We start from the raw sequence: 24,625 nt of genomic DNA on the forward strand, positions 1-24,625 counted from the left end.
AGACGCCGCGAAGCAACCGCGATACTCTCCGCGTCATGCACATGACCAACTGATCAAGGACCAACTGAGCCATGGGTAGAGTCGTTGCCGCCGCCGTATACGCCAAGGGCAGGAAAGTCACCGACATCACATTGGACGAGGGCCTGCAATGGGCCAGCAAACCGGGACATTTCGTCTGGATCGGCCTGCATGATCCCGGCGCCGAGGAGCTGAGCAACCTGCAGCGGCAGTTCGATCTGCACGAACTGGCATTGGAGGATGCCCTCACCCGCCATACCCGGCCGAAACTGGAAACCTTCGGCGATGCGCTGTTCCTGGTGGTCTACTCGCCCATCGAGGAGAACGGCGAGCTGCAATTCATCGAGACCCAGCTGTTCACCGGCAAGGGCTACATCATCAGCGCCCGCTACGGCGAATCCGCCCCTTACTCCAGGGTGCGCCAGCGCTGCGAGGCGCGGCCGCTGCTGCTCGAGCATGGCGAGGATTTCGTGCTCTATGCGCTGCTCAGCTTCGTGCTGGAGAATTACCGCCCGCTCATGGACCGCTTCCATGCGGAGCTGGAAGAGATCGAACAGCACGTGCTGGAGCGACCGCTCAGCCAGTCCGATGTCGAGCGCATCCACTGCCTGCGCCGCGACCTGCTGCGCCTGCGCCGCTACATCGGGCCCATGGGGGAAATCTGCGAGGAGCTGCAGCGCCTGGATTTCCCCTTCATCGACAAGCAGATGCGCCCCTACTTCCGCGACATCGCCATTCACGTCAAACGCCTGCTGGAGGACCTGACGGGGCTGCGGGAAATGGCCGACCACGCCATCGAGATCGGCCTGTTGCTGGAGTCATCGCGGCAGAGCGTGGTGCAACGCAAGTTCGCGGCCTGGGCGGCGATCCTGGCCTTTCCGACAGCCGTGGCGGGCATCTACGGCATGAATTTCCAGTACATGCCCGAGCTCACCTGGCATTACGGGTACTTTGGCGTACTCGGCCTGGTGGCCACCGGCTGCACGGGCCTGTACGCCAGTTTCAAGTACTACGGCTGGCTGTAGTTCCAACAAAAAGCCCGCCTGGCGAAGGCGGGCTCCTTGCATCGCGGCCGGACGTCAAGCGGCGCGGTCGCTGGCCACGAAACGCATCATCCACTCGGCCACGGCGGCGCCCTGGTGATCGCGGTCCAGGCTGCTCACGCCCTGGCTGTACACCGCTTCACCGAGAAAGTCCTGACGCAGCTCCAGCAGCGCTCGGGAGTAGTCATGGACGAACTCCGGGTGCCCCTGGAAGCACAGCACCTGGTCACCGATGGCGTAGGCGGCGTTGGGACAGAAATCGCTGGAGGCGAGCAAGGTGGCGTTCTGCGGCAGCTGGGTCACTTGATCCTGGTGGCTGATCAAAAGGGTGAGCTCGTCCAGGGCCGGGGACATCCATTCCGGTTTCTGCTTGAGCTGATAGCTGTGGGTGCCCACGCCCCAGCCCTGGGCGGCGCGCTCGGTACGGCCGCCCAGCAGCAGTGCCAGCAACTGATGGCCGAAACACACGCCCAGCAACTTGTCACCCGCCTCGTAACGCTCCAGCAGGAAGGTCTTCAGCTTGAGGATCCAGGGGTCGGTGCCGAAGGAGTCGGCCTTGCTGCCGGTCACCAGGTACGCATCGAACTTCTCCCCTTCAGGCGGGTAATGCCCCTGCACCACGTTGTAGACACTGAACTCCGCAGCGATGGGCTGTTTGGCGAACAGCTGCTCGAACATCAGGCCGTAACCCTTGTATTGGTCGACCAGTTCGGGGCGGAGCATGTCGGTTTCGAGAATGCAGATGCGAAGTGGCATTAGCTCATGGTTCCTGATGGATGAGAGGCTCGGTTGTGAAATGTGCGATTTATTTAACACAGTACCGAAGTGATTGAAATACCACCGAATCCCCCTGGCGATAGCCTGCCTGCATCCGCGCGATAGCGTCGCTCCATTCCCCCGCCGAAGCGATCCCCCCTCCGCAGCGCAACGTCTCTGGAACGGGCCTCTCGGGCCCTCGTCCAGAAAAATTGACGGCGCATTTCTGAACCATTGGTTTCATCGATATTTACCATGCCCATTCGTGGCTTTTTGATCGAAATGCTTTCAGCGAATCTACGCCCCATCCCAGCCCACTCGCGAAGCCAATGCCATGAAGAACGCCACTGTCCGCTACGCCCGCAACGGCGCCCTCGCCAGCCTCGGCCTGTATTTCATCGTGGTGACGGTGGTCCTGGCGATCAGCTTCGGCTACGAGCGCGGGCGAGTCGGCGCCAGCCCCGTTGACGCCTCGATGAGCTTCTACCAGCAACTCAGCCAGAGCATTCCGGTGCTGCTGGCCAGCCAGAAGAAAACCAGCGGAAGAACCCAAGGTTGACCCGGACAGGCGATAGACCATGAAGCAGCACAGGACCCGACTCTTTCTCCTCACCGCATTGGCCATCATGACCAATGGATTCTCCCTGCTGGGCTTCAGCCATGGTTCCGTCGGGGCCGTGGCGAAGACCATCGAGTGCAACCACAACATCGGTCGCGGCATCCTCACCGAACGCGCCCTGAAGAGCCTGTCGGGCAATCCGCCGAGCGGTCGCCAACCTCTGCCACGGCTGTTCGACCTGGGTTCCATCGCCGGTTTTCATGGCCGTCTGGCCTGAAGGGCGGTCGGGGCCGTGCGGTTCGGGTAGACTGCCGCCCCTTTTTCCAGACAAAGGTACGCAGCAGTGTTCATCAAGGCAGTACGAGTCGGCCTGGGCCAATTGATCATCTTCCTCGACTTCATCACCCGTCCGCGCAAGCTGAGCCGCAGCCCCGAGGCGCAAGCCAGGATCGCCGAGGAAACCGCCAGCCTCGCCCTCTACCAGTTCCACGCCTGCCCCTTCTGCGTGAAGACCCGCCGCGCCATGCACCGGCTGAACCTGCCCATCGAGCTGCGCGACGCGAAGCATGATGAAGGCCGTCGCGCCGAACTGCTGGCCGGCGGCGGCCGGATCAAGGTGCCCTGCCTGCGCATCGACGAAAACGGCGAATCCCGCTGGATGTACGAATCCAACGACATCATCCGCTACCTGGAAAGCCGCTTCGCCGGCAACTGACCTTGGCGCTGCCCCCGAGGGGCCAGCGCTCCCCGCGCGGCTGAGGACGCGGACGAATCCCCCCTCGGAATGCGCTGTCAGCCCTTATTCACGGTCCGAGAAGGGCCGTGAAACCCCAACTCCCCTGCTGCGAATCGCGCCCCTCACCTGCCGGCACCTTCCCGCTTCGATCTAGCAGTCTCGCCGAACGCCTCAATCCACCGGGCATTCCACCTTTGCTGCCGGACTCAGCCAGCCCTTTCCCACCCTGTTGACCGACCCGAGTAAATCGCGGCCGGCCGACTGGTGACCCACGCGCCGTCGGTGATACTTATTTTCAGGAACTCAGGGGGATAGCCGCGATGACTGAAAACAAGTTTCAAGAACAGCCACTCAACCTGTTGAGCAAGGGCCTGGGCGAGGTACCCGACGGTTTTCAGGCCGGCGGAGTCGGACAACTGGGCTGGAGCATTCTCGATGAAGACGTGAGCCTGCCGGTCGCGGTCCTGCGCCAGAGCCGCATGCTCCACAACCTGCGCTGGATGCAGCAATTCATCCAGCGCTACGGCGTCCAGCTGGCGCCCCACGGCAAGACCACCATGAGCCCCGCCCTCTTCCGAATGCAGCTGGAGCATGGCGCCTGGGGCATCACCCTGGCCACCGCGCCGCAGACCCAGGCCGCCTACGCAGGAGGCGTTCGCCGGGTGCTGATGGCCAACCAACTGGTGGGCAAGGCGAACATGGCGATCATCGCCCGTCTGCAGCGGGACCCGTCCTTCAGCTTCTGCTGCCTGGTGGATTCCGCCGACAACCTGGATGACCTCGGCCGCTATTTCGCCGAAGCGGGACAACGCCTGCGGGTGCTCATCGAATACGGTGCCACAGGAGGCCGAACGGGCCTTCGCACCCCGCAGCAGGAAGCCGCGCTGATCGAGGCCATCACCCGCTGGCCCCAGTCCATCCGCCTGGTGGGCACCGAGCTGTACGAAGGCGTGCTGCAGAACGAAACGGCCATTCGCGCCCTGTTGCGCCATGTACTGGAACGCACCCGTGCCCTGGCCGACGCCGGGCACTTCCAGGAACCGGAGATTCTGCTCTCCGGAGCCGGATCGGCCTGGTTCGACGTGGTGGCCGAAGAGTTCACCGGCCAGGACCTCGGCAAACCGCTGCAGATCATCCTGCGTCCCGGCTGCTACCTGACCCACGATGCCGGCATCTACCGGGAGGCCGAACAGCGCTTCCTCGCCAGCAACCCGGTAGCCCGGGAGATGGGCCAAAGCCTGCTGCCGGCCCTGCAGCTCTGGGCCAACGTCCAGTCCCTGCCCGAGCCCGGCCTGGCCATAGTCGCCCTGGGCAAGCGCGATGCGGCCTTCGACGCCGGCCTGCCGATACCCGCGCTGCATCACCGCCCGGGGGCGCAGCGCCCGCCTCGGAGCGTGCCCGAGGATTGGCGCCTCACCCGCATGATGGACCAGCACGCCTTCATGACCCTGCCCGGCAACGCCGATGTCAGGGTGGGCGACCTCCTCGCCTTCGAGATTTCCCACCCCTGCCTGACCTTCGACAAATGGCGGCAATTGCTGCTGGTGGATGACGAGTACCGGGTCACCGGAGCAGTGGAAACCCTCTTCTAGGCGCTCCACGCCGGTCGTGCATGCACGGAGTCCATCGGCCGGCGGCATCCGGTTCGCAGGCCATCCGTGCTCAACCCCCGAGGAACCTGAGCCATGATCATTCCAAGCCCTTCATCCCGCAGCCGGGCGCGTCGCCTGCTGCTTGCAGGAACCCTGGCCCTGTCCGGCCTGCTCGCCCCGTCGCTCGGCGCGACGCCAGTGGCGGGGGGCATCGCCACCGTCGCCACCATCGGCGAGCCACCGACCCTCGACCCCATGAGCAGCACCGCGGACCTGGTCGGGACCCTGGCCCAGCACCTCTTCGAGACCCTCTACACCTTCGACGCCGAGTGGCGCCCGACGCCGCTCCTGGCCGAAGAACTGCCCGAGGTGAGCCCCGATGGACGGGTCTACCGCATCCCGCTGCGCCAGGACATCCGCTTCCATGACGGCTCCCCGATGGATGCGTCCGACGTCCTCGCCTCCCTCGAGCGCTGGACCACCACGGCCAGCCGAGGCAAAGCCGCAGCCAGGGTCATCAGCAGCATCGAGGCACCCGATGCCCACACCATCGTCATCCGTCTCCGGCAGCCCCATGCGCCCCTGGTCGCGCTCCTCGCCCTGAACAACGCCGCCGCGGTCATCATGCCCAAGGACAAGATCGCCCCGGTGCTGACCGAGTTCGTCGGCACCGGCCCCTACCAGCTCAAGGCGCGCGTGCCCGACCAGTACATCCAGCTGATGCGCTTCGACGGCTACAGGCAGCGGCCGGGCGAGCCCAACGGCTATGGCGGCGCCCGCAGGCAGTACCTGGACGAGATCCGCTTCGTACCGGTGGCCAACGCCAACACCCGCAGCGAAGCGGCGATGGCCGGCCAGTTCGACTATGTCGACTCGCTGCCGGTTGAGGCCCTGGGCAAACTCCAGGGCAGCCGCTCCGAGCGGGTCATGCTCGAGCCCTTCGGCTGGCCGCGCCTGGTGCTCAACACCCGGCAGGGCATCCTGTCCAGCCTCGCGGCGCGCCAGGCCGTGCAGTTGGCGCTGAACGAAGAGGAAATGCTGTTCGCCGCCTTTGGCGACCCCGCGTTCTACAGCCTCAACGGCGACCTTTACCCCGAGGGCTACCCCTGGGCCACCTCGCTGGGCGGCGAGGTCTACAACAAGGCCGACAGCCTGACCGCCAGGAAGCTGCTCGACAGCGCCGCCGCGACCGACAGAACGCTCCGCATCCTCACCAGCCGGCAGTACGAGTTCCACTACAAGATGGCCCTGGTGGCGGCGGAGCACCTGAAGGCGGCCGGCTTCGCCCCGGAGCTGCAGGTAGTGGACTGGGCCACGCTGACCCAGCGCCGCCAGGACCCGGCCGTGTGGGACGTCTTCATCACCCACAGCGCCTTCCTGCCTGAACCGGCCCTGATCGACTTCCCCTCCAGGGACTCCCCGGGCTGGTGGGACAGCCCGCGCCGCGCCCAGGTGATGGACGCCTTCAACCAGGCGCGCACGCAGGAGGCGCGCATCCTGCGCTGGGCCGAGGTGCAGCAGGCGGTGCATGACGAAGTGCCCTTCATCAAGGTGGGCGACTTCAACGCCCTGGCGGCCCGCTCCCCGTCGTTGCGAGGCACCCAGCCCGCACCCTGGCCGTTCTTCTGGAATGCCTGGAAGGCCGCCAACTGAACCGGAACGGCACTGCCGTCTCCCCCCCTCGCGCCTCCACGTCAGGACCGCATCATGCCGCGCTACCTCTTGAACCGACTGGTCGGGCTGGTGGCCGTGATGTTCATCGTCGCGTCCATCGTGTTCGTCATCATCCGCGTCACGCCGGGCGATCCCGCCGCCGTGATGCTGGGCCCCCAGGCCAGCCAGCAGGACATCGCCGCGCTGCGCGCACAGCTGGGCCTGGACCGGCCCATCGCCCTGCAATACCTGGGCTGGCTGGGCAAGCTGGCACAGGGCGACCTGGGCCAGTCCATCTTCATGAACAAGCCCGTACTGGCCGCATTGGCGGACCGTGCCGAGCCCACGCTGCTGCTCACGCTCATGTCGCTGCTGATCGCCAGTGCCATCGCGCTGCCCGTGGGCATTCTGTCGGCGGTGCGACGCGGCACGGCGCTGGACCAGTCGGTGCTCGCCGGCTCCATGTTCCTCTCCAGCGTGCCCAGCTTCTGGCTGGGGCTGCTGCTGATGCAGCTGTTCTCGGTGAAGCTGGGCTGGCTGCCGGTGGCCGGTTACGGCGGGCCGGACGCCTCGCTGGCGACGCGCCTGTCGCACCTGGTCCTGCCCTCCCTGGTACTGGGGCTGGTGAACTCCGCGCTGATCACGCGCTTCATCCGCGCCAGCATGCTGGACGTGCTGCGTGACGACCATGTGCGCACCGCGCGCGCCAAGGGGCTGCCGGAGAGCAGGGTCATCCTCAGGCACGCCGTGCGCAATGCGCTGATTCCCATTCTGACGGTGCTGGGCCTGACCACCGCCCTGCTCATCAGCGGCGCGGTGGTGACCGAGACAGTCTTCGGCCTGCCGGGCGTCGGCAGCCTGGTGGTGTCGGCCGTGCTGCGTCGCGACTACCCCGTCATCCAGGGCGCGCTGCTGGTCATCGCGGCCCTCTACGTCCTGATCAATCTGTTCATCGACCTGCTCTACCTGCTGGTCGATCCCCGGGTGCGCTACTGATATGGCCAGCACGACCTCCCCGAACATCGGCGCCGAGCGCTGGCAGGTGCTGCGCCTCCTGGTCTCGCGCAAGACGGTGCTAATCAGCCTGATCCTCCTGGCCGTGCTGGTGGCGGCCGCCCTGCTGGCGCCCTGGATCAGCCCCCACGATCCGTTCAAGCTGTCCATCATGGACCGGCTGAAGGCACCCAGCACGGCGCACTGGTTCGGCACCGATGAGTTCGGCCGCGACCTGTTCAGCCGTGTGATCCACGGGGGCCGGCTGTCCCTGATGGTGGGTTTCGCCGTGGTCGTCCTGTCCGGCGCGCTGGGCATCGCGCTAGGGCTGATCGCCGGATTCTTCCGCTCGGCGGACAGGCTCGTGTCCCGCCTGATCGACGCCATGATGGCGTTTCCCGACATCCTCCTGGCCATTTCCCTGGTGGCCGCGCTGGGCCCCTCGCTGATCAACGTGGTGATCGCGTTGGGCATCGTCTACACGCCGAGGCTGGCGCGCATCGTCCGCGCTTCCACGCTGGTGATCCGCGAACTGCCCTTCGTCGAGGCGGCCCGCGCCCTGGGCGTGCCCACCTGGCGCATCGTCACGGTGCACGTGCTGCGCAACCTGGCGTCCCCAATCCTGGTGCAGGGCACCTTCATCTTCGCCTACGCCATCCTGGCCGAGGCCGGGCTGTCGTTCCTGGGCGTGGGCGTCTCGCCCGACATCCCCACCTGGGGAACCATGATCAGTGCCGGCCAGCAATACATGGGCTCGGCCGACTGGATCATGGTCTTCCCGGGCATCGCCATCGTGCTGTCCGTGCTGTCGCTGCAACTGGTGGGCGATGGACTGCGCGACGTGCTCGATCCCCGCCTGCGCAAGGAGCTGTGATCATGACGGCAAGCCCCCGAAACGTCGTGCTGTCCGTGGACGGACTCAAGACCTGGTTCCACAGCCGCGATGGCATCGCCAAGTCCGTTGACGGCGTGACCTTCGATCTCGCCCGGGGCGAGACGCTGGCCCTCGTGGGCGAGTCCGGTTGCGGAAAGTCCGTCACCAGCCTGTCCATCATGGGACTGCTGCCCAGGCCGGCGGGCCGCATCGAGGCGGGTCGCATCCTGTTCCGCGACCGCCAGGGCGCGCGACACGACCTGGCCCGGGCCAGCCCGGCCACCCTGCAGCGCATCCGTGGCGCCGAGATCGCCATGATCTTCCAGGAACCCATGACCAGCCTGAATCCGCTGTACACCGTGGGCGACCAGATCGCGGAAGCGGTGCTGCAGCACCAGGGCGGCAGCCGGACGGCGGCCCTGAAGCGCGCACGCGACATGCTGGACCGGGTGGAGATCCCCGCAGCCGACCGGCGCGTGCACGAGTACCCCCACCAGTTGTCCGGCGGCATGCGCCAGCGCGTGATGATTGCGCTGGCGCTGGCCTGCGATCCGGCCGTGCTGATCGCGGACGAACCCACCACCGCGCTGGACGTGACCGTGCAGGCGCAGATCCTGGACCTGCTGCGCCGCCTGCAGGCCGAGATGGGCATGAGCATCCTGTTCATCACCCACAACCTGGCGGTGGTAGCCGAGATCGCCCATCGCGTGGCGGTCATGTATGCCGGACGCGTGGTCGAGGACGCCGGCGTCCACGACCTGTTCGAACGCCCCTCGCACCCCTACACGCGCGGCCTGCTGTCCTGCCTGCCCACGGCGGACCTGCTCGCCTCCGGCGAACGGCTGCGCGCCATCCCCGGCAACGTGCCCAGCGTGCTGTCGCTGCCACCGGGCTGCACCTTCGCGCCGCGCTGCGACCTGGCCGCCGAGGCCTGCCGCGCCGCCGTGCCTGAACTGGTCCCCGTGCGCAGCGGACATCGCGCACGCTGCATCAAGGTGAATCGGATATGACGAACCTCCAACGGTCGCGCGCGAACGCGTCGCTGGTCCGCATCGAAGAGTTGAAGGTCCACTTCCCCACCTCGCAGGCGCGTCATGCGCCCGTCGTGCGGGCGGTGGACGGTGTCAGCTTCGATATACCGAAGAACAGGATCCTGGGCCTGGTGGGTGAGTCAGGATCGGGCAAGACCACCACCGGTCGGGCGCTGCTGCGCCTGCTCACACCCAGCGCCGGCCGCATCCTGTTCGATGGGCACGACATCACCGCCCTGTCCGACAGGCAGATGCTGCCCTGGCGCCGCCGCATGCAGATTGTGTTCCAGGATCCCTACGCCAGCCTCAACCCGCGCATGACGGTGGCCGAGATCCTCGGCGAAGCCCTGGACACCCATCGGCTCGCACAGCATCGCCGCGCCGCCCGCATCGGCGAATTGCTGGAGCGCGTGGGCCTGGACGCCGACCACGGTCGCCGCTATCCCCACGAGTTCTCCGGCGGCCAGCGCCAGCGCATCGGCATCGCCCGCGCGCTGGCGGTGGAGCCGGATTTCATCGTGGCCGACGAACCCGTGTCCGCCCTGGACGTGTCGGTGCAGGCGCAGGTGCTGAACCTGCTGCAGGACCTGCAGCGCGACCTGGGACTGACCCTGCTGTTCGTGACGCACGACCTGGCCGTGGTGGACTACCTGTGCGACGACGTGGTGGTGATGTACCTGGGCCGGGTCATGGAACGCGGCCCCACCCGCCAGGTCTACGCCAACCCGAGGCATCCCTATACCCGCGCCCTGCTGTCCGCCGCACCGGTGCCGGATCCGCGCGCCCAACGCACGAGGATCGCCCTCGCGGGCGAGATTCCCAGCCCGCTCGACCCGCCCTCCGGCTGCGTGTTCCGGACCCGCTGCCCGGATGCCATCGACCTCTGCGCCCTTCCCAACCTGCGCGAGTCCCAGGTCGGGCCCGATCACTTCGCGAGCTGCAGGCGCCTGTTCGACCCGCCACGGGCTGACGAACTTCCGGTTTCGACGAAGGGAGGCTAGATCCCATGCGCATCGATTCCCAGCTCGCCGGAACGCCCCGGAACCGCTGGAGGCCATGCTGAGATGGACATTCTCTACCTGATCCGCAGCCGCCGGGATCAGCTGCGGGGCAACGCCGCCCGGATCGCCGGGGCCATCCTCGAGGACGTGGGCTTCGCGGCGTCCGCCAGCATCGACCAGCTCGCCGCGCGGGCCGGCGTGAGCAAGGCCGCCATGTCCCGTTTCGCCAGGCTCATGGATTGCGGCGACCTGCGCGAACTGCGTCTGCGACTGGCGCGGGCCGCCGCCGTGGGTAACCGTTTTCTCGCCCCCGGCGACGCCCCCCGGACCACCTCGCGTTTCTTCCGACGGGTGCTGGGGGACATCGAGCACAGCCTGCACCGGCACCTCGAAGGGTTTGACGAAGCCCGCTTCCGCCAGGCGGTCGACCTCATCGCCTCGGCCGGAAAGATCGTCGCCTTCGGCATGGGCGGCTGTTCCACGGTGTTCGCCAGCGAAATCCAGTACCGCCTGGTACGCCTCGGCCACGTCGTCTCGACCTACCACGACCCGGTGTTGATGCGCATCGCCGCCGCCAGCCTGGGGCCGTCCGACCTGCTGGTGCTGCTGTCGATTACCGGCATCACCCCCGACCTGCTGGAAACCGCACGCCTGGCGCGCTCCTACGGTGCCCGGCTGCTGGCCATCACCCGCGCCGACAGCCCCCTCGCGACCCTCGCCGACCTGCACCTGCCCCTGCACCTGGAGGAATCCGACTTCATCTACACACCCACCGCCGCCCGCTACGGCATGTTGCTGGCCATCGACCTGCTGGCCACCGAGCTGGCGCTGCGCGACCCCGGTGCAAGCCAGGAACTGCTGCGCCGGGTGAAGCTGGCCCTGGACGACTATCGCCAGGGCGACGATCGACTGCCGCTGGGAGACTGAGCCATGGACACCTTCGACACGCTGATTCGCCAGGCCACCATCGTCGACGGCAGCGGCCGGGCCTCCTACATTGCCGACCTCGCCATCCGGGGCGAGCGCATCGCCCTGCTGGGCGACGCGGGCCAGGCACGGGCCCGCCGGGAACTGGACGCCCGTGGCCTGGTGCTGGCCCCGGGCTTCATCGACGTCCACACCCACGACGACACCCAGGTGATCCGCCAGCCCTCGATGCTGCCCAAGCTGAGCCAGGGCGTGACCACCGTGATCGTCGGCAATTGCGGCATCAGCGCGGCGCCGGTCAGCCTCACCGGCGCGCCACCGGACCCGATGAACCTCCTCGGACCGGCCAGCGCCTTCCGCTACCCGCGCTTCGCCGACTATCGCCTGGCCGTGGAGGCGGCCAGGCCCGCGGTCAATGTCGCCGCGCTGGTGGGCCACACCGCCCTGCGTAGCAATCACCTGGACCGCCTCGACCGCCCCGCCTCACCCGCGGAAATCGCAGCCATGCGCCGGCAACTGGCGGACAGCCTGGACGCCGGCGCCCTGGGCCTGAGCAGCGGCCTCGCCTACGCCAGCGCGGCGTCGGCGCCGACCGACGAGGTCCGCCAGCTGGCGGAGGAGCTGTCACGCTGCCGGGCGCTCTACGCTACCCACTTGCGGGATGAGTTCGACGGCATCCTCGACGCCCTGGACGAGGCCTTCGACATCGCCCGGCACGCCGGCTGCACCGTCATAGTCTCCCACCTCAAATGCGCCGGCGCCGGCAACTGGGGACGCAGCGGCGAAGTCCTGGCCAGCCTCGAACAGGCGGCCCGCCGGCAACCCCTGGGCTGCGATTGCTACCCCTACGCCGCCAGCGCCTCCACCCTGGACCTGAACCAGGTCACCGGAGACTTCGACATCCTCATCACCTGGTCGGAGCCTCATCCCGAAGAGGCCGGCCAGCCCCTGGCGCGCATCGCCCAACGCTGGCGACTGCCCCTGCTGGAGGCCGCTCGCCGCCTGCAGCCGGCCGGTGCGGTCTACCGCTGCATGAGCGAAGCCGACGTCCGCCGCATCCTCGCCCATCCCCTGACCATGGTGGGCTCCGATGGCCTGCCCGACGACCCGCGCCCCCACCCGCGACTCTGGGGCACCTTCCCCCGGGTGCTGGGCCACTACTGCCGCGAACAGCGCCTGCTCCCCCTCGAACAGGCGGTGCACAAGATGACCGGCCTCAGCGCCATGCGCTTCGGGCTCGGCGAACGCGGCCGAATCGAACCCGGTTTCCACGCCGACCTGGTGCTCTTCGACCCGCAGACGGTGTCCGACACCGCCACCTTCGAGCAACCGCGACGCGCCGCGACAGGCATTCACGCGGTGTGGGTCAACGGCGCGCTGTCCTGCCTTCATGGCCAGGCCCAGACGCAACGGGCCGGCCGCTTCCTGCCTCGGGAGAACCTCCCGGGCCAGACCATCCTCCAGGAGGAATCGCAATGAACGCGCTCAAACGCCACGGCATCGCCCTGGGCACCGGCAGCCAGCCCCTGCCCTTCGCCCAGGCCGTCGAAGCCGACGGCTGGCTGTACGTTTCGGGCCAGACGCCACTCAAGGACGGCATCGTCGCCGACGGCGGCATCGTCCCCCAGGCGCATCAGTGCATCCGCAACCTGCTGGCGATCCTCGAGAACGCCGGCTACGGACCGGAGCACGTGGTTCGCTGCGGCGTCTGGCTGGACGACCCGCGCGACTTCGCCGCGTTCAACCAGGTCTTCCAGACCTACTTCGGCGCGCACCCGCCGGCCCGCGCCTGCGTCGTCTCCAGCCTGGTGATCGACTGCAAGGTCGAAGTGGACTGCGTCGCCTACCGGCTTCCCGGCGCCAAGGGAGGCTCGGCATGAGAATCGCCTGCCTCGGGGAATGCATGATCGAACTGAGCGGTTCGCCCCTGGAGCGCCGCTTCGGCGGCGATACCCTCAACACCGCGCTCTACCTCGCCCGCCTGCTGTCCAGCGAACCCGAGCCGGTGGCCTACATCAGCGCCTTGGGGGACGACCCGCTCAGCCGGGACATGCTCGCCCGCTGGCGGGAGGAAGGCCTGGACACCGAACGGGTGGCGGTACGACCGGGGGAGCTTCCCGGCCTCTACCTCGTGGAACTGGACCCGGACGGGGAACGCCGTTTCTTCTACTGGCGCGACAACAGCGCCGCCCGCCGCCACTTCGCCACCGTGGAAGACTTCACGCCCTGGCTGGACCGTCGAAGGACCGACGCGCTCTACCTCTCCGGCATCAGCCTGGCGCTGTTTCCAGGCCAGCGCCGCGAGGCCTTCCTCGACGCCCTGGAAGGCTTTCGCGCCGAAGGCGGCCAGCTCTGGTACGACAACAATTTCCGCCCCGCACTCTGGCACGCCGCCGAGGCCCGTGCGGCCCAGGAACGGATGCTGGCGATGACCGATATCGCCCTGCTGACCCTCGACGACGAATGCCAGCTGCACGGCCTTCGAGACGCCGCCCGAGTCGCCCGGAACGCCCTGGACAGTGGCTGCGGGGAGGTGGTGGTCAAGCGTGGCGCAGAGCCCTGCCTGCTGGCCGGCCCCGATCACTGGCTCGAAGTGCCGGCCCAGTCCGTCCCGCGCGTGGTCGACACCTGCGCCGCCGGCGATGCCTTCGCGGCCGCCTACCTCGCCAGCCGTATCCAGGGCCTGGACGAGCGGCATGCAGCCGAGAATGGCCATCGCCTGGCGGCCACCGTGATCGGTCACTTCGGCGCGATCATCCCCCGGGGCTCGATGCCCGGAATCGATCCGGGCGGTTAGCTCGTCGGGCCTCGTAGAAGCCGGCTTGCCGGCGAACCACGCGATCCGGTCCGTTCGCGAGCAAGCTCGCTCCTACGCGGCACCAGCCCCGTAGGAGCCGGCTTGCCGGCGAACCGCACAATTCGGCCCGTTCGCGAGCAAGCTCGCTCCTGCGCTGCCCCAGCCCCGTAGGAGCCGGCTTGCCGGCGAACCACGCGATCCGGTCCGTTCGCGAGCAAGCTCGCTCCTACGCGGCCCCGGCGATCCCGCGCCTGTGCGATGAGGCGTGGTCAGAACGACTCGCCCCGGGCCGCCTTTTCCAGCAACAGCGCCGGTGGTTCGAAGCGTTCGCCATACTGCTCGGCCAGGTAGCGGGCGCGGGCGACGAAGTCGTCCAGTCCGTACTGGTTGATGAACTGCAGCGCTCCCCCCGTCCAGGCGGCGAAACCGATGCCGAAGACCGAGCCGATGTTGGCGTCGGCGGTGGACAGCAACACGCCCTCCTCCACGCAGCGCACGGTCTCGATGGCCTGGATGAACAGGATGCGGTCGCGCACGTCTTCCTGGGGAATCTGCCGGTCGGCCTTCTCGAAGTGCGCCTTCAGCCCCGGCCACAGGTGCTTCCTGCCGCCCGCCGGGTAGTCGTAGAAGCCCGCTCCCGCCGCTTTGCCCGGACGCCGGTACTCGGTGACCATCAGGTCGATCACGGAAAAGGCCGGGTGCTGCGGCATGGCCCTGCCTTCGGCCTGGAGGTCGGCGGCGGTCTGGTTGCGGATGTGGGTCATCAGGCTCATGGAGACCTCGTCGGAGATCGCCAGCGGCCCCACCGGCATGCCGGCCTTGCGGGCCTCGTTCTCGATCATCGCCGCCGACACGCCCTCGCCGAGCATGGCGATGCCTTCGTTGGTGAAGGTGCCGAACACCCGTGAGGTGAAAAAACCACGGCTGTCGTTGACCACAATCGGGGTCTTCCGGATCTGCAGCACATAGTCGAAGCCACGGGCCAGGGTCTCGTTCGAGGTCTTCTCGCCACGGATGATCTCCACCAGCGGCATCTTGTCGACCGGGCTGAAGAAGTGCAGGCCGATGAACTTCTCCGGCCTGGCCACGGCGGTGGCCAGGCCGGTGATCGGCAACGTCGAGGTGTTGGAGGCGATTACCGCATCGGGCAACGCGGCGGCCTCGGCGGCAGCGGTGACCTTGCCCTTGAGCTCGCGGTTCTCGAACACCGCCTCGATGATCAGGTCGCAGCCTTCGAAGTCGGCGTCATCCACGGTCGGCTTGATCCGGGCGAGGAAGGCGTCGCGCGCATCGTGCGTCATGTGGCCGCGCGCCACCTGCTTGTCCAGCAGGCCGGCGGAGTAGGCCTTGCCCTTCTCGGCGGCTTCGATGGAGACGTCCTTGAGCACCACCTCGATGCCGGCGGCGGCCGAGACGTAGGCGATGCCCGCACCCATCATGCCGGCGCCGAGCACGCCCACCTTCTTCGTCTCATGGCGGGCCGGGCCCTTGGGACGGGAGCCGCCGGCGTTGATCTCGTTCAACTGGAACCAGAAGGTGCCGATCATGTTCTTCGCCACCTGGCCGGTGGTGAGCTCGGTGAAGTAGCGCGCCTCGATCAGCTGGGCGGTGTCGAAGTCCACCTGGGCGCCTTCGACGGCGGCGCAGAGGATCTTCTCCGGCGCCGGGAAGCAGCCCCTGGTCTTGTCCCGCAGCACGCTGGGGGCGATGGCCAGCATCTGCGCCACGGCCGGGGTGGATGGGGTGCCGCCGGGGATCTTGTAGCCCTTCATATCCCAGGGCTGCACGGCGCCGGGGTTGGCGGCGATGAAGGCGCGGGCCTTGGCCAGCAGCTCATCGCGGTCCTGGGCGATGTCGTGGATCAGGCCGGCCTTGAGGGCCTGGTCCGGGCGCACTTTCAAGCCTTCGGCCAGGTACGGCAGCGCCTTCTCGATACCCAGCAGGCGCACCATGCGCACCACGCCACCGCCGCCGGGCAGCAGCCCCAGGGTGACTTCCGGCAGGCCGAGCTGGACGTGGCTTTCGCCGAGGGCGATGCGGTGGTGGCAGGCCAGGCAGATTTCCCAGCCACCGCCCAGGGCCGCGCCATTGATGGCGGCCACCACCGGCTTGCCGAGGGTTTCCAGGCGGCGCAGCTGCCCCTTGATGCCCAGCACCATGCGATAGAAGTCGCCGGCATCGGCGCGGGTGACCTTGACCAGCTCATTGAGGTCGCCGCCGGCGAAGAAGGTCTTCTTGGCAGAGGTGAGGATCACCCCGGCGATGGCGTCCTTCTCCGCCTCCAGGCGGTCCAGGGTCTTGGCCATCGCCTCGCGGTACACGGCGTTCATGGTGTTGGCGCTCTGGCCGGGCATGTCGAGGGTCAGGACGACGATATTGTCCGGGCCTTTTTCGTAACGGATGGCGTCAGTCATTTTTGTTCTCCGGCCTCAAACCCGCTCAATAATTGTGGCGATACCCATGCCGCCGCCCACGCAAAGGGTGGCCAGGCCGTAGCGCAGCTGGCGCTTCTCCAGCTCGTCCAGCAGGGTGCCGAGGATGGCGCAGCCGGTGGCGCCCAGGGGATGGCCCATGGCGATGGAGCCGCCGTTGACGTTGACCTTCTCTTCAGGGACGCCCATGTCCTTCATGAACTTCATCACCACCGAGGCGAAGGCTTCGTTGACCTCGAACAGGTCGATGTCCTCCACCGACAGGCCGGCCTTGGCCAGGGCCTTGCGGGTGGCCGGTGCCGGGCCGGTGAGCATGATGGTCGGGTCGGTGCCGGTCACGGCGGTGGCGACGATGCGCGCGCGGGGCTTGAGGCCCAGTTCCTCGCCCTTGGCGGCGGAGCCGATGAGCATGGCGGCGGCGCCGTCGACGATGCCGGAGCTGTTGCCCGGCGTGTGCACATGCTCGATACGCTCCACGCAGCTGTACTTGCGCAGGGCGGTGGCGTCGAAGCCCATCTGGCCCATCATCTCGAAGCTGGGCTTGAGGGCGGCCAGGCCTTCGGCGGTGGAGTCGGCGCGGATGAATTCGTCATGGTCCAGCAGCACGATGCCGTTCTGGTCGGTGACCGGCACCAGGGACTTCTCGAACGAGCCGTCGGCGCGGGCGCGGGCGGCCTTCTGCTGGGAGCGCAGGGCGAAGGCGTCGACCTCCTGGCGGCTGAAGCCCTCCAGAGTGGCGATCAGGTCGGCGCCGATGCCCTGGGGCACGAAGCTGGTGTGCAGGTTGGTTTCCGGGTCCATCGCCCAGGCGCCGCCGTCCGAGCCCATGGGCACACGCGACATGGACTCCACGCCACCGGCCACCACCAGGTCCTCGAAACCGGAACGCACCTTCATCGCGGCGAGGTTCACCGCCTCCAGGCCCGAGGCGCAGAAGCGGTTGATCTGCTGGCCGGAGACGGCCTCGTCCCAGTCGGCCACCAGCGCGGCGGTCTTGGCGATGTCGGCGCCCTGGTCGCCCACCGGGGTCACGCAGCCGAGGACGATGTCGTCCACCTGGCTGGTGTCCAGCCGGTTGCGCTCGGCCAGGGCGCGGAGCAGCCCGGCGATGAGGTTGACCGGCTTGACGCTGTGCAGAGCGCCGTCCTTCTTGCCTTTGCCGCGGGGCGTGCGCACCGCGTCGAAAATGAATGCTTCGCTCATGGCGTCCTCTTGGGGCAGCGGATGGCAACGGCTGTGCCTGTTGTTCCTGTGCGTGGGCCGCCGGTATCCCGGCAGGCTCGCTTTACCTTATCGCTGCGGACCCGAGGCTCAATGACGGATCCGCTCAGCCCCATTGACCGCTGCGCTCAGACGAACGGTCGGTTGATGGCCAGTTGCCTGCGAAGGTGAAACGGAGCTGTCTGGCCTCGGGGTCGCTCAGGGCGCCGGACGCCCACCCAATAGCCAAGGATTCCTAGGCATCGGCTGCTAGTTACCAAGCGATATAAGCGAACTGTGATCCCAGCCCTAGAGTTTGAAAGGTATGAAGCCGTTGCCGGGGTTTGCCGGAACGGAGTGTGTCATTCCAAGCCACGGAGAACGACGAGGGACGGGGCCGGCCGTAGGGAGCCTCGACCAACGCGCCTCCAACAACAACAAAGGCAGTTGGCCATGTTCAAGCAGCCGAAAATGCGGCAGGCGAGCCTGATCGTCTTTGCCACCACAGTGATTCTCATCCTTCCCAACCTGAGCCGCCTGGTCGGCTGATCGTCATTTTCACCGCTGGTTCTCCTGTGCTGCGCACCGCCCCCCGGGCGGTCAACGCAGCGCGGGCAGCCACCAGGCCAGCAGCAATGGAATCAGCGCGAACGACAGCAGCGTCGAGCACATCACCAGGCTCGCCACGGCTTCCGGCGAACGTCCGGCGCGTACCGCGAACAGGTAGTTGAACACCGCCACCGGCATCGACGCCTGCATCACCAGCACCGCCTGGGCCAGGGCCGAGAGCCCGAGCCCCCAGCCTACCGCCCAGCCCAACGCCGCGCCGCAGAGGATGCGCAGCGCGCCCAGGATCATGCCGCTACCGAGGTGATGCACGCGGATGCTGGCCAGGGATACGCCAAGGGTCAGCAGCATGAGCGGGATGGTCATCCCGCCCAGCAGGCCGATGGTGTTCGCGAGCCAGCGCGGCAGTTCGAGATCCCAGACCACCAGCGGCACCGCCAGGGCCAGGCTGATGATGATGGGGTTGGCCAGGAGCTTCTTCGGCGAGCGCTCGGTACCGGACAGCGCCAGCCCCAGGCTGAAATGCCCTACCGAGAGCACCAGGAAGAAGGCCACCGCCAGGGCCAGCCCCTTCTCGCCGAAGGCATAGAGGGCGATGGGCAGGCCCATGTTGCCGGAGTTTGGAAAGAGGTAGGCGGGCACCAGGATGCGCCAGTCCTGGCGGAACGCCCGGCTCAACAGGGTGCCGATCAGGCCCATGCCGAGCATCACCAGCAGGCAGGCGATGGCCAGTTGGCCGAAGGCGTGGCGATCGATCTCGGTGCGGGCAAGGGTGGACAGCACCAGGCATGGGGTGCCGATATTGAGCACCAGCCGGGCAATGAACTCGGTGGGGTAGGACTGCCCTGAACGGGCCCAGCCATAGCCGATGCCGGCGGCAATCAGCACCGGCGCCATGACGGCGAACAACTCGGCCAGCATGACCTCTCCTTGACAGGCAGCCGGAGCCACTGGCGACTCCGGAACCCGCGTGGGTTAGCGGAAACCCGCGATCCTAACGGCTCGCGCCGCTGCGGGGCAATTGTGCTAGCGTGCCAGAACAGCCTCCTAGGGAGCCGCCATCATGAGAACCCTCGTTGCCACCCTCGCCTTGACCCTCGCCCTGTCGGCCAGCGCCGGCGAAACCGACCAGGCCTCCGCCCTCCAGACCCTGCATCAGCCCAATGCCGTCCTCATCGACGTACGAACCCCCGAGGAAATCGCCGAAGGCGCCTTGCCCGGCGCCCGCTTCATCGGCTACGAGGCCATCGCGGGCCGCATCGCCGAGGTCGCCCCGGACAAGGACACGCCCATAGTGCTCTACTGCCGCAGCGGTCGCCGCGCCAGCATCGCCCAGGACAGCCTCGAGGCGCTGGGCTACACGCGCGTCGTCAACGGCGGCGGCTACCAGGACCTGAAAGACGCCCTCGAAAAGGAATGATCGATGCGCAACGCGCTATTCGCCCTGCTGTTCTGCTTCACCCCGCTCCATGCCGCCGAGCTGACCCTGGAACTGCCGGGAGGCACCCGCACCTGGGAGGCGACGACCCTGCTCGCCCATCCCCAGGCGCGGGACGTCACCATCCAGGGCGATGTCACCTACAAGACGACCATGCACTACCGCGCCGTGCCGCTGGCGGCCTTGCTGGAAGGCGTGAAGGCGGACCAGCACCTGCAGGCCGTGGCCCTGGACGGTTTCGCCGCCGAACTGCCCGCCGCCCCGCTGTTGTCAACACAGGGCGCCCGCGCCTGGCTGGCCATCGAGGACCCCAAGCAACCCTGGCCGCCCCTAGGCCAGGGCAAGCCCAGCGCCGGCCCCTTCTACCTGGTCTGGACCGAACCCAGCGCGGCCCGGATTGGCCCTGAGCAATGGCCCTATCAGGTGGCGCGAATCCGCTATCTGCCGGCGGTGGCGGAGCGCTTCCCCGCCCTGCTCCCGGCCGCCGAAGCCGACGCCGAGGTGCAGGCCGGCTTCGCCCAGTTCCAGAAGCACTGCCTGGCCTGCCATCGCCTCAACGGCGCCGGCGATGCCCAGTTCGGCCCGGACCTGAACATCCCCCACAACCCCACCGAGTACCTGGCGGGCGACTTCCTGCCCCGCTACATCCGCGACCCGCAAAGCCTGCGCCGCTGGCCCCAGGGCAAGATGCCGGGCTTTTCCAGGGAAGCGATCACGGATGAAGAACTGGGGCAGCTGATCGGCTACCTGCGGCATATGGCGGGGCGCAAGGTCGCGCCCTGAATCGGAGCCTGCGAAAGACGACCGCATGGGCTTCGCAGGCTCAAACCATCCACGGGGCGCCACGAATCACATCGCAGGATGGGTAGAGCGAATCGAAACCCATCGAATGCCAGCCCCTTGGTCCTTCAGACGTTGTATTCCACTGGCGGCGGCGGCAGCTGGTCGATCAGCTCCCGCAGCCCGGCGGCCCACTGGCGGCGGATGTCGGCGAAGTAGCGGTCATCCTCGGTGACGCGGTAGCCGACGGGCAGGATCAGGCTGTCGCGGTGATAGACCAGCAGGTCCAGCGGCATGCCCACGGAGAGGTTGCTGCGGATGGTGGAATCGAAGGACACCAGGGCGCAGCGCAGTCCTTCTTCCAGGCTGGTTTCGTACTCCAGGTTGCGGTCCAGGATCGGCTTGCCGTACTTGCTCTCCCCCAGTTGCAGGAAAGGCGTGTCCTCGGTGGCCTGGATGAAGTTGCCCTGGGGATAGATGCTGTAGAGGTCCGGCGGGGTGCCGGCGATCTGCCCGCCCACCAGGAAGGAACAGGTCAGGTCGGTGTTGCCCGCCAGGGGCGCGCCATCCCGGGCGATCACCTCGCGGATGGTTTCCGCCACCAGGGCCGTGGCGTCGTAGAGCGTCGGCACGTTGTGCAGGTTCGGCCCCGGGCCGTCCAGCCGTTGCTTGAGCAGGTTCACCACCGATTGCGAGGTGGCCAGGTTGCCCGCGCTCTGCAGCACGATCAGGCGCTCGCCACTGATACCGAAGCTGTAGAGCTTGCGGAAGGTGGCGATATGGTCGATGCCGGCATTGGTGCGGGAATCGGACACGAACACCAGGCCATCGGCCAGGTGCATGGCGACGCAGTAGGTCATGGGGGTTCTCCTTGTCGATGCGCCCTGCGTCGGAGATCCGGCCGCCGGCCCCGAGGGGCTGGCAGCAAGCAGCGGCCGGCGACGCAGGGTGCAGGTGTCCTTATTGCTCCTGCACCAGGAGCAGCGGCGGCGCATCCACCTTGGCATGCATCTGCTCGCCGCCACCGCCTCGGCGCATGCCGCGCACCGGGCAGGCGTCCAGGTAGTCCAGTCCCACGGCCAGCTTCAGGTGACGCTCCGGGCGCGCCAGGTTGTTGGTCACGTCGAAGCTGTACCAGGCGTCGCCGATCCAGGCCTCGGCCCAGGCATGGCTGGCCAGGTTCTGTTCGTTGCCCTGGTACAGGTAGCCGGAGACGAAACGCGCCGGCACTCCCAGGCTGCGGGCGCAGGCGAGGAAGGCGTGGGTGTGGTCCTGGCAGACCCCGGCGCGGCCGGCGAAGGCCTCGGCGGCGGTGCTGTCCAGGCCTGTCACGCCCTTCTTGAAGGGCATCTGCTCATGCAGCGCCTGCATCAGGTCGATCAGCCCGCTGCGGTCGCGGCGGGTGCCGCACTGGCGGGCAGCGAACTCGCGCAGGGCGTCGTCGGCGGTGGTCAGGCGGGTGAAGCGCAGGAAAGGAAAGGCCGAGTGCTTGTCGTGCTCGGCCTCCTGTCGCTCGTCGATCTCCACCTGGCCACGGGCACTGATGACGATGGCGTCGTGGGGCTCGTCCAGGGTCAGGACGTGGAAGACGTTGCCGAAGGGATCTATCTGCGCGCGCACCGGGCGCGGCAGGGTGAGTTGCCAGCTGAGCACGTGCTGGCGTTCGCTCTCCTGGGGCGTCAGGCGCAGGTACTGGATGCTGGCGCGGACCTTGTCGTCGTAGCGGTAGGTGGTGTCGTGGCGAATGGAGAGTTTCATACAGCCTCCAGGTACGAGCTGTGGATGGCCCGGGCGAGTTGGCGGACCATCAGGATGAAGTCGGTGAGCCAGGTGTGCAGGCCTTCGGCAAGGATCTCGTCGATGGCGGTGTACCTCAGCCGGGCGTCCAGCTCGGCGGCCAGTCGCTGGGCGGGGCGGCCGTTGTCCCCGGGCAGGCTGGCGAGTATGTGGTCGAGTTCTTCCATGCAGGCACGCAGGGAACGGGGTACGTCGGCCCGCAACAGGAGCAGCTCGGACACCTGGCGGGTGCCCGGGGAGCCCCGATAGACCTCGGTGTAGGCCTCGAAGGAGGACAACGCGCGGAGCAAGGCGCTCCACTGGTAGAAGCCGCGCGCCGAGGTGTCGCTCACCTCCTCGGCTTCCTCGCCGAGCATTTCGTAGCGGGCGTCCAGCAGGCGCAGGGTGTTGTCGGCGCGCTCGATGAAGGTGCCCAGGCGGATGAAGCGGTAGGCCTCGCCGCGCATGATGGTGCCGTAGGTGGCGCCGCGGAACAGGTGGGACCGCTCCTTCACCCATTCGCAGAAGCGACTGATGCCGTAGCGGCCAAGCCCTTCGTTGGCGATGCTGCGCATCTCCAGCCAGGTGGCGTTGATGTTCTCCCAGATATCGGCGGTGATGCGGCCGCGCACGGCATGGGCGTTGGTGCGGGCGGCCTGCAGGCAGCTGTAGATGCTGGCGGGGTTCTCCGCGTCCAGGGCGAAGAAATGCAGCATGCGCTCGGCGTGCAGTTGGCCGTGGCGCTCCAGGTAGGCGTCCAGGGTGCCGGTGATCAGCAGCGGCATGGCCAGCTCTTCCAGGCCATCGCCACGGCCGTCCTGGGGCATCAGCGACAGGGAGTAGCTGACGTCCAGCATGCGCGCGAGGTTTTCCGCGCGCTCCAGGTAGCGGGACATCCAGTAGAGCTCGGAGGCTGTTCTCGAAAGCATGGTCAGTCCTCCACCACCCAGGTGTCCTTGGTACCGCCGCCCTGGGACGAGTTCACCACCAGGGAGCCCTCGCGCAGCGCCACGCGGGTCAGTCCACCGGGCACCAGTCGGGTTTCACGGCCGGAGAGCACGAAGGGCCGCAGGTCGATGTGGCGTGGGGCGATGCCCTGCTCGACGAAGGTCGGGCAGGTGGACAGGCACAGGGTCGGCTGGGCGATATAGGCCTCCGGGCGGGCCTTGAGGCGCTCGCGGAAGGCCTCGATCTCCTTTGCGCTGGCGGCCGGTCCCACCAGCATGCCGTAGCCGCCGGAGCCCTGGGTTTCCTTGACCACCAGCTCGGGCAGGTGGGCCAGCACATGGGACAGGTCCTGCGGCTTGCGGCACTGCCAGGTGGGCACGTTCTTCAGGATGGGTTCCTCGTCCAGGTAGAAGCGGATCATGTCGCCGACATAGGGGTAGATGGACTTGTCGTCCGCCACGCCGGTGCCGATGGCGTTGGCCAGCACCACATTGCCGGCGCGGTAGGCGGCCAGCAGGCCGGGCACGCCGAGCATGGACTCCGGGTTGAACGCCAGGGGATCGAGGAAGGCGTCGTCCAGGCGCCGGTAGATCACATCCACCGGCTGCGGGCCCGAGGTGGTGCGCATGAATACCCGGTCGTCGCGAACGAAGAGGTCGGCCCCCTCCACCAGTTCCACCCCCATCTCCCGGGCGAGGAAGGCGTGCTCGAAGTAGGCGCTGTTGAAGCGGCCCGGGGTGAGCACCACCACGGCGGGATTGTCCAGCGGGCTGGAGGTCTTGAGGGTATCCAGCAACAGGTTCGGGTAATGGTCGATGGGGGCGACGCGCTGGGCGGCGAACAGCTCGGGGAACAACCGCATCATCATCTTGCGGTCTTCCAGCATGTAGCTCACGCCGCTGGGCGTGCGCAGGTTGTCCTCCAGCACGTAGTAGGTGCCATCGCCGTCGCGAACCAGGTCCACCCCCGCGATGTGGGCGTAGATGTCACGGTGCAGGTCCAGGCCCTGCATGGCGATCTGGTAGCCCTCATTTGCCAGCACCTGCTCGGCGGGGATGATCCCGGCCTTGATGATGCGCTGGTTGTGGTAGAGGTCGGCGAGAAACATGTTCAGCGCCTTCACGCGCTGGATGCAGCCCTTCTCCACCACCCGCCACTCGCTCATGGGAATGGCACGGGGAATGGTGTCGAAGGGAATCAGTCGCTCGGTCCCCTGGTCATCGCCATAGACGGTGAAGGTGATACCGGCGCGGTGGAACAGCAGGTCGGCCTCTCGTCGCCGCTGAGCCAGCAGTTCCTGGGGCGTGTCCGCCAGCCAGCGCGCGAATTCCCGGTAGTGCGGTCGGCATTCGCCACTCGCGTCATACATCTCGTCATAAAAAATGCGGGACATGCCTAACTCCTTGTCTCCACGGGCGATCACACCGTCGCAAGCGCCGTGCCATCGGAACAACTCCTTATCTTTCAGCCACTTGCATGACGACCTCGACGATCGCGCCCCCAA

The 24,625-nt window shown here is 67.5% G+C and carries 24 protein-coding genes; 16 read left to right on the top strand and 8 right to left on the bottom strand.

Going from position 1 to position 24,625, the window contains the following annotated elements; genetic code table 11:
• The first annotated feature begins 71 nt into the window (after positions 1 to 71).
• Entirely contained in the window at positions 72 to 1,043 is a 972-nt protein-coding gene (locus KF707C_RS16740; protein ID WP_004422022.1) for a magnesium and cobalt transport protein CorA, read from the top strand.
• 54 nt (positions 1,044 to 1,097) lie between these two features.
• Here KF707C_RS16740 and KF707C_RS16745 read toward each other — a convergent pair whose 3' ends face one another.
• Complete coding sequence (locus tag KF707C_RS16745; protein ID WP_004422025.1) at positions 1,098 to 1,817, bottom strand: amidotransferase; 720 nt, start codon at positions 1,815 to 1,817, stop codon at positions 1,098 to 1,100.
• A 334-nt stretch (positions 1,818 to 2,151) separates the two neighbouring features.
• Here KF707C_RS16745 and KF707C_RS16750 point away from each other — a divergent pair, with 334 nt between their 5' ends.
• From KF707C_RS16750 to KF707C_RS16810, 13 genes are all read left to right on the top strand, one after another.
• The gene (locus KF707C_RS16750) at positions 2,152 to 2,376 is read left to right on the top strand and encodes a hypothetical protein (protein WP_004422028.1); all 225 of its coding nucleotides are present in this window, start codon (positions 2,152 to 2,154) and stop codon (positions 2,374 to 2,376) included.
• A gap of 19 nt (positions 2,377 to 2,395) precedes the next feature.
• Entirely contained in the window at positions 2,396 to 2,653 is a 258-nt protein-coding gene (locus tag KF707C_RS16755) for a hypothetical protein (RefSeq protein WP_004422029.1), read from the top strand.
• 66 nt (positions 2,654 to 2,719) lie between these two features.
• Positions 2,720 to 3,091 (top strand): glutaredoxin family protein, encoded by a 372-nt coding sequence (locus tag KF707C_RS16760; RefSeq protein ID WP_004422031.1) that lies wholly within the window; start codon positions 2,720 to 2,722, stop codon positions 3,089 to 3,091.
• 341 nt (positions 3,092 to 3,432) lie between these two features.
• Positions 3,433 to 4,704 carry an amino acid deaminase gene (locus KF707C_RS16765; protein WP_004422035.1) on the top strand — a complete coding sequence of 424 codons (1,272 nt, stop codon included), beginning with the start codon at positions 3,433 to 3,435 and terminating at the stop codon, positions 4,702 to 4,704.
• 93 nt (positions 4,705 to 4,797) lie between these two features.
• The gene (locus KF707C_RS16770) at positions 4,798 to 6,357 is read left to right on the top strand and encodes an ABC transporter substrate-binding protein (RefSeq protein WP_004422037.1); all 1,560 of its coding nucleotides are present in this window, start codon (positions 4,798 to 4,800) and stop codon (positions 6,355 to 6,357) included.
• 54 nt (positions 6,358 to 6,411) lie between these two features.
• On the top strand, positions 6,412 to 7,353 hold the full coding sequence (locus tag KF707C_RS16775; RefSeq protein WP_004422040.1) for an ABC transporter permease: 942 nt from the start codon (positions 6,412 to 6,414) through the stop codon (positions 7,351 to 7,353).
• Position 7,354: 1 nt separating this feature from the next.
• On the top strand, positions 7,355 to 8,224 hold the full coding sequence (locus tag KF707C_RS16780) for an ABC transporter permease (RefSeq protein WP_004422042.1): 870 nt from the start codon (positions 7,355 to 7,357) through the stop codon (positions 8,222 to 8,224).
• 2 nt (positions 8,225 to 8,226) lie between these two features.
• Complete coding sequence (locus KF707C_RS16785) at positions 8,227 to 9,234, top strand: ABC transporter ATP-binding protein (protein WP_004422045.1); 1,008 nt, start codon at positions 8,227 to 8,229, stop codon at positions 9,232 to 9,234.
• Positions 9,231 to 10,256, top strand: coding sequence for an ABC transporter ATP-binding protein (locus KF707C_RS16790; protein WP_004422047.1), 1,026 nt, complete (start codon positions 9,231 to 9,233; stop codon positions 10,254 to 10,256). The genes KF707C_RS16785 and KF707C_RS16790 overlap by 4 nt, the downstream gene beginning before the upstream one ends.
• 63 nt (positions 10,257 to 10,319) lie before the next feature.
• Entirely contained in the window at positions 10,320 to 11,183 is an 864-nt protein-coding gene (locus KF707C_RS16795) for a MurR/RpiR family transcriptional regulator (protein ID WP_004422049.1), read from the top strand.
• Positions 11,184 to 11,186: 3 nt separating this feature from the next.
• Positions 11,187 to 12,662 (top strand): N-acyl-D-amino-acid deacylase family protein, encoded by a 1,476-nt coding sequence (locus KF707C_RS16800; protein WP_004422050.1) that lies wholly within the window; start codon positions 11,187 to 11,189, stop codon positions 12,660 to 12,662.
• Positions 12,659 to 13,063, top strand: a complete 405-nt coding sequence (locus KF707C_RS16805) for a RidA family protein (protein WP_004422052.1) — start codon at positions 12,659 to 12,661, stop codon at positions 13,061 to 13,063. The genes KF707C_RS16800 and KF707C_RS16805 overlap by 4 nt, the downstream gene beginning before the upstream one ends.
• On the top strand, positions 13,060 to 13,980 hold the full coding sequence (locus tag KF707C_RS16810; RefSeq protein ID WP_036993543.1) for a sugar kinase: 921 nt from the start codon (positions 13,060 to 13,062) through the stop codon (positions 13,978 to 13,980). The genes KF707C_RS16805 and KF707C_RS16810 overlap by 4 nt, the downstream gene beginning before the upstream one ends.
• Positions 13,981 to 14,249: 269 nt before the next feature.
• On the opposite strand, the gene KF707C_RS16815 is transcribed toward KF707C_RS16810, so the two are convergent.
• The 3 genes from KF707C_RS16815 to KF707C_RS16825 form a co-directional block, all read right to left on the bottom strand.
• The gene (locus KF707C_RS16815) at positions 14,250 to 16,394 is read right to left on the bottom strand and encodes a 3-hydroxyacyl-CoA dehydrogenase NAD-binding domain-containing protein (RefSeq protein ID WP_004422054.1); all 2,145 of its coding nucleotides are present in this window, start codon (positions 16,392 to 16,394) and stop codon (positions 14,250 to 14,252) included.
• A 15-nt stretch (positions 16,395 to 16,409) separates the two neighbouring features.
• Complete coding sequence (locus tag KF707C_RS16820) at positions 16,410 to 17,615, bottom strand: acetyl-CoA C-acetyltransferase (RefSeq protein ID WP_004422055.1); 1,206 nt, start codon at positions 17,613 to 17,615, stop codon at positions 16,410 to 16,412.
• Positions 17,616 to 18,212: 597 nt separating this feature from the next.
• On the bottom strand, positions 18,213 to 19,100 hold the full coding sequence (locus KF707C_RS16825; protein ID WP_004422057.1) for an AEC family transporter: 888 nt from the start codon (positions 19,098 to 19,100) through the stop codon (positions 18,213 to 18,215).
• Between the two features lie 142 nt (positions 19,101 to 19,242).
• On the opposite strand from KF707C_RS16825, the gene KF707C_RS16830 reads away from it, so the two are divergent.
• Together KF707C_RS16830 and KF707C_RS16835 are read left to right on the top strand one after the other, a co-directional pair.
• Positions 19,243 to 19,599, top strand: coding sequence for a rhodanese-like domain-containing protein (locus KF707C_RS16830; RefSeq protein ID WP_004422058.1), 357 nt, complete (start codon positions 19,243 to 19,245; stop codon positions 19,597 to 19,599).
• Between the two features lie 3 nt (positions 19,600 to 19,602).
• Entirely contained in the window at positions 19,603 to 20,400 is a 798-nt protein-coding gene (locus tag KF707C_RS16835) for a cytochrome c (RefSeq protein WP_004422060.1), read from the top strand.
• A gap of 125 nt (positions 20,401 to 20,525) precedes the next feature.
• On the opposite strand, the gene KF707C_RS16840 is transcribed toward KF707C_RS16835, so the two are convergent.
• The 4 genes from KF707C_RS16840 to KF707C_RS16855 form a co-directional block, all read right to left on the bottom strand.
• A complete protein-coding gene (locus KF707C_RS16840) occupies positions 20,526 to 21,257 on the bottom strand; it encodes a proteasome-type protease (protein ID WP_004422062.1) in 732 nt (243 codons plus the stop codon).
• A 100-nt stretch (positions 21,258 to 21,357) separates the two neighbouring features.
• Positions 21,358 to 22,155 carry a transglutaminase family protein gene (locus KF707C_RS16845; protein ID WP_004422064.1) on the bottom strand — a complete coding sequence of 266 codons (798 nt, stop codon included), beginning with the start codon at positions 22,153 to 22,155 and terminating at the stop codon, positions 21,358 to 21,360.
• Positions 22,152 to 23,102 (bottom strand): alpha-E domain-containing protein, encoded by a 951-nt coding sequence (locus tag KF707C_RS16850; RefSeq protein WP_004422065.1) that lies wholly within the window; start codon positions 23,100 to 23,102, stop codon positions 22,152 to 22,154. Before KF707C_RS16850 ends, KF707C_RS16845 begins: the two co-directional genes overlap by 4 nt.
• Positions 23,103 to 23,104: 2 nt before the next feature.
• Positions 23,105 to 24,514, bottom strand: a complete 1,410-nt coding sequence (locus KF707C_RS16855) for a circularly permuted type 2 ATP-grasp protein (protein ID WP_004422068.1) — start codon at positions 24,512 to 24,514, stop codon at positions 23,105 to 23,107.
• Positions 24,515 to 24,625 lie beyond the last annotated feature (111 nt).

The sequence above is a fragment of the Pseudomonas furukawaii genome (assembly GCF_002355475.1).
In the GTDB taxonomy this organism is placed as follows: Bacteria; Pseudomonadota; Gammaproteobacteria; order Pseudomonadales; family Pseudomonadaceae; genus Metapseudomonas; species Metapseudomonas furukawaii.

What these genes read in the sequence shown, in the direction of transcription:
- KF707C_RS16740 (WP_004422022.1), top strand. Translation starts at nt 72, where the DNA reads ATGGGTAGAGTCGTTGCCGCCGCCGTATACGCCAAGGGCAGGAAAGTC.
- KF707C_RS16745 (WP_004422025.1), bottom strand. Translation starts at nt 1,817, where the DNA reads ATGCCACTTCGCATCTGCATTCTCGAAACCGACATGCTCCGCCCCGAA.
- KF707C_RS16750 (WP_004422028.1), top strand. Translation starts at nt 2,152, where the DNA reads ATGAAGAACGCCACTGTCCGCTACGCCCGCAACGGCGCCCTCGCCAGC.
- KF707C_RS16755 (WP_004422029.1), top strand. Translation starts at nt 2,396, where the DNA reads ATGAAGCAGCACAGGACCCGACTCTTTCTCCTCACCGCATTGGCCATC.
- KF707C_RS16765 (WP_004422035.1), top strand. Translation starts at nt 3,433, where the DNA reads ATGACTGAAAACAAGTTTCAAGAACAGCCACTCAACCTGTTGAGCAAG.
- KF707C_RS16770 (WP_004422037.1), top strand. Translation starts at nt 4,798, where the DNA reads ATGATCATTCCAAGCCCTTCATCCCGCAGCCGGGCGCGTCGCCTGCTG.
- KF707C_RS16775 (WP_004422040.1), top strand. Translation starts at nt 6,412, where the DNA reads ATGCCGCGCTACCTCTTGAACCGACTGGTCGGGCTGGTGGCCGTGATG.
- KF707C_RS16780 (WP_004422042.1), top strand. Translation starts at nt 7,355, where the DNA reads ATGGCCAGCACGACCTCCCCGAACATCGGCGCCGAGCGCTGGCAGGTG.
- KF707C_RS16785 (WP_004422045.1), top strand. Translation starts at nt 8,227, where the DNA reads ATGACGGCAAGCCCCCGAAACGTCGTGCTGTCCGTGGACGGACTCAAG.
- KF707C_RS16790 (WP_004422047.1), top strand. Translation starts at nt 9,231, where the DNA reads ATGACGAACCTCCAACGGTCGCGCGCGAACGCGTCGCTGGTCCGCATC.
- KF707C_RS16795 (WP_004422049.1), top strand. Translation starts at nt 10,320, where the DNA reads ATGGACATTCTCTACCTGATCCGCAGCCGCCGGGATCAGCTGCGGGGC.
- KF707C_RS16800 (WP_004422050.1), top strand. Translation starts at nt 11,187, where the DNA reads ATGGACACCTTCGACACGCTGATTCGCCAGGCCACCATCGTCGACGGC.
- KF707C_RS16805 (WP_004422052.1), top strand. Translation starts at nt 12,659, where the DNA reads ATGAACGCGCTCAAACGCCACGGCATCGCCCTGGGCACCGGCAGCCAG.
- KF707C_RS16810 (WP_036993543.1), top strand. Translation starts at nt 13,060, where the DNA reads ATGAGAATCGCCTGCCTCGGGGAATGCATGATCGAACTGAGCGGTTCG.
- KF707C_RS16815 (WP_004422054.1), bottom strand. Translation starts at nt 16,394, where the DNA reads ATGACTGACGCCATCCGTTACGAAAAAGGCCCGGACAATATCGTCGTC.
- KF707C_RS16820 (WP_004422055.1), bottom strand. Translation starts at nt 17,615, where the DNA reads ATGAGCGAAGCATTCATTTTCGACGCGGTGCGCACGCCCCGCGGCAAA.
- KF707C_RS16825 (WP_004422057.1), bottom strand. Translation starts at nt 19,100, where the DNA reads ATGCTGGCCGAGTTGTTCGCCGTCATGGCGCCGGTGCTGATTGCCGCC.
- KF707C_RS16830 (WP_004422058.1), top strand. Translation starts at nt 19,243, where the DNA reads ATGAGAACCCTCGTTGCCACCCTCGCCTTGACCCTCGCCCTGTCGGCC.
- KF707C_RS16835 (WP_004422060.1), top strand. Translation starts at nt 19,603, where the DNA reads ATGCGCAACGCGCTATTCGCCCTGCTGTTCTGCTTCACCCCGCTCCAT.
- KF707C_RS16840 (WP_004422062.1), bottom strand. Translation starts at nt 21,257, where the DNA reads ATGACCTACTGCGTCGCCATGCACCTGGCCGATGGCCTGGTGTTCGTG.
- KF707C_RS16845 (WP_004422064.1), bottom strand. Translation starts at nt 22,155, where the DNA reads ATGAAACTCTCCATTCGCCACGACACCACCTACCGCTACGACGACAAG.
- KF707C_RS16850 (WP_004422065.1), bottom strand. Translation starts at nt 23,102, where the DNA reads ATGCTTTCGAGAACAGCCTCCGAGCTCTACTGGATGTCCCGCTACCTG.
- KF707C_RS16855 (WP_004422068.1), bottom strand. Translation starts at nt 24,514, where the DNA reads ATGTCCCGCATTTTTTATGACGAGATGTATGACGCGAGTGGCGAATGC.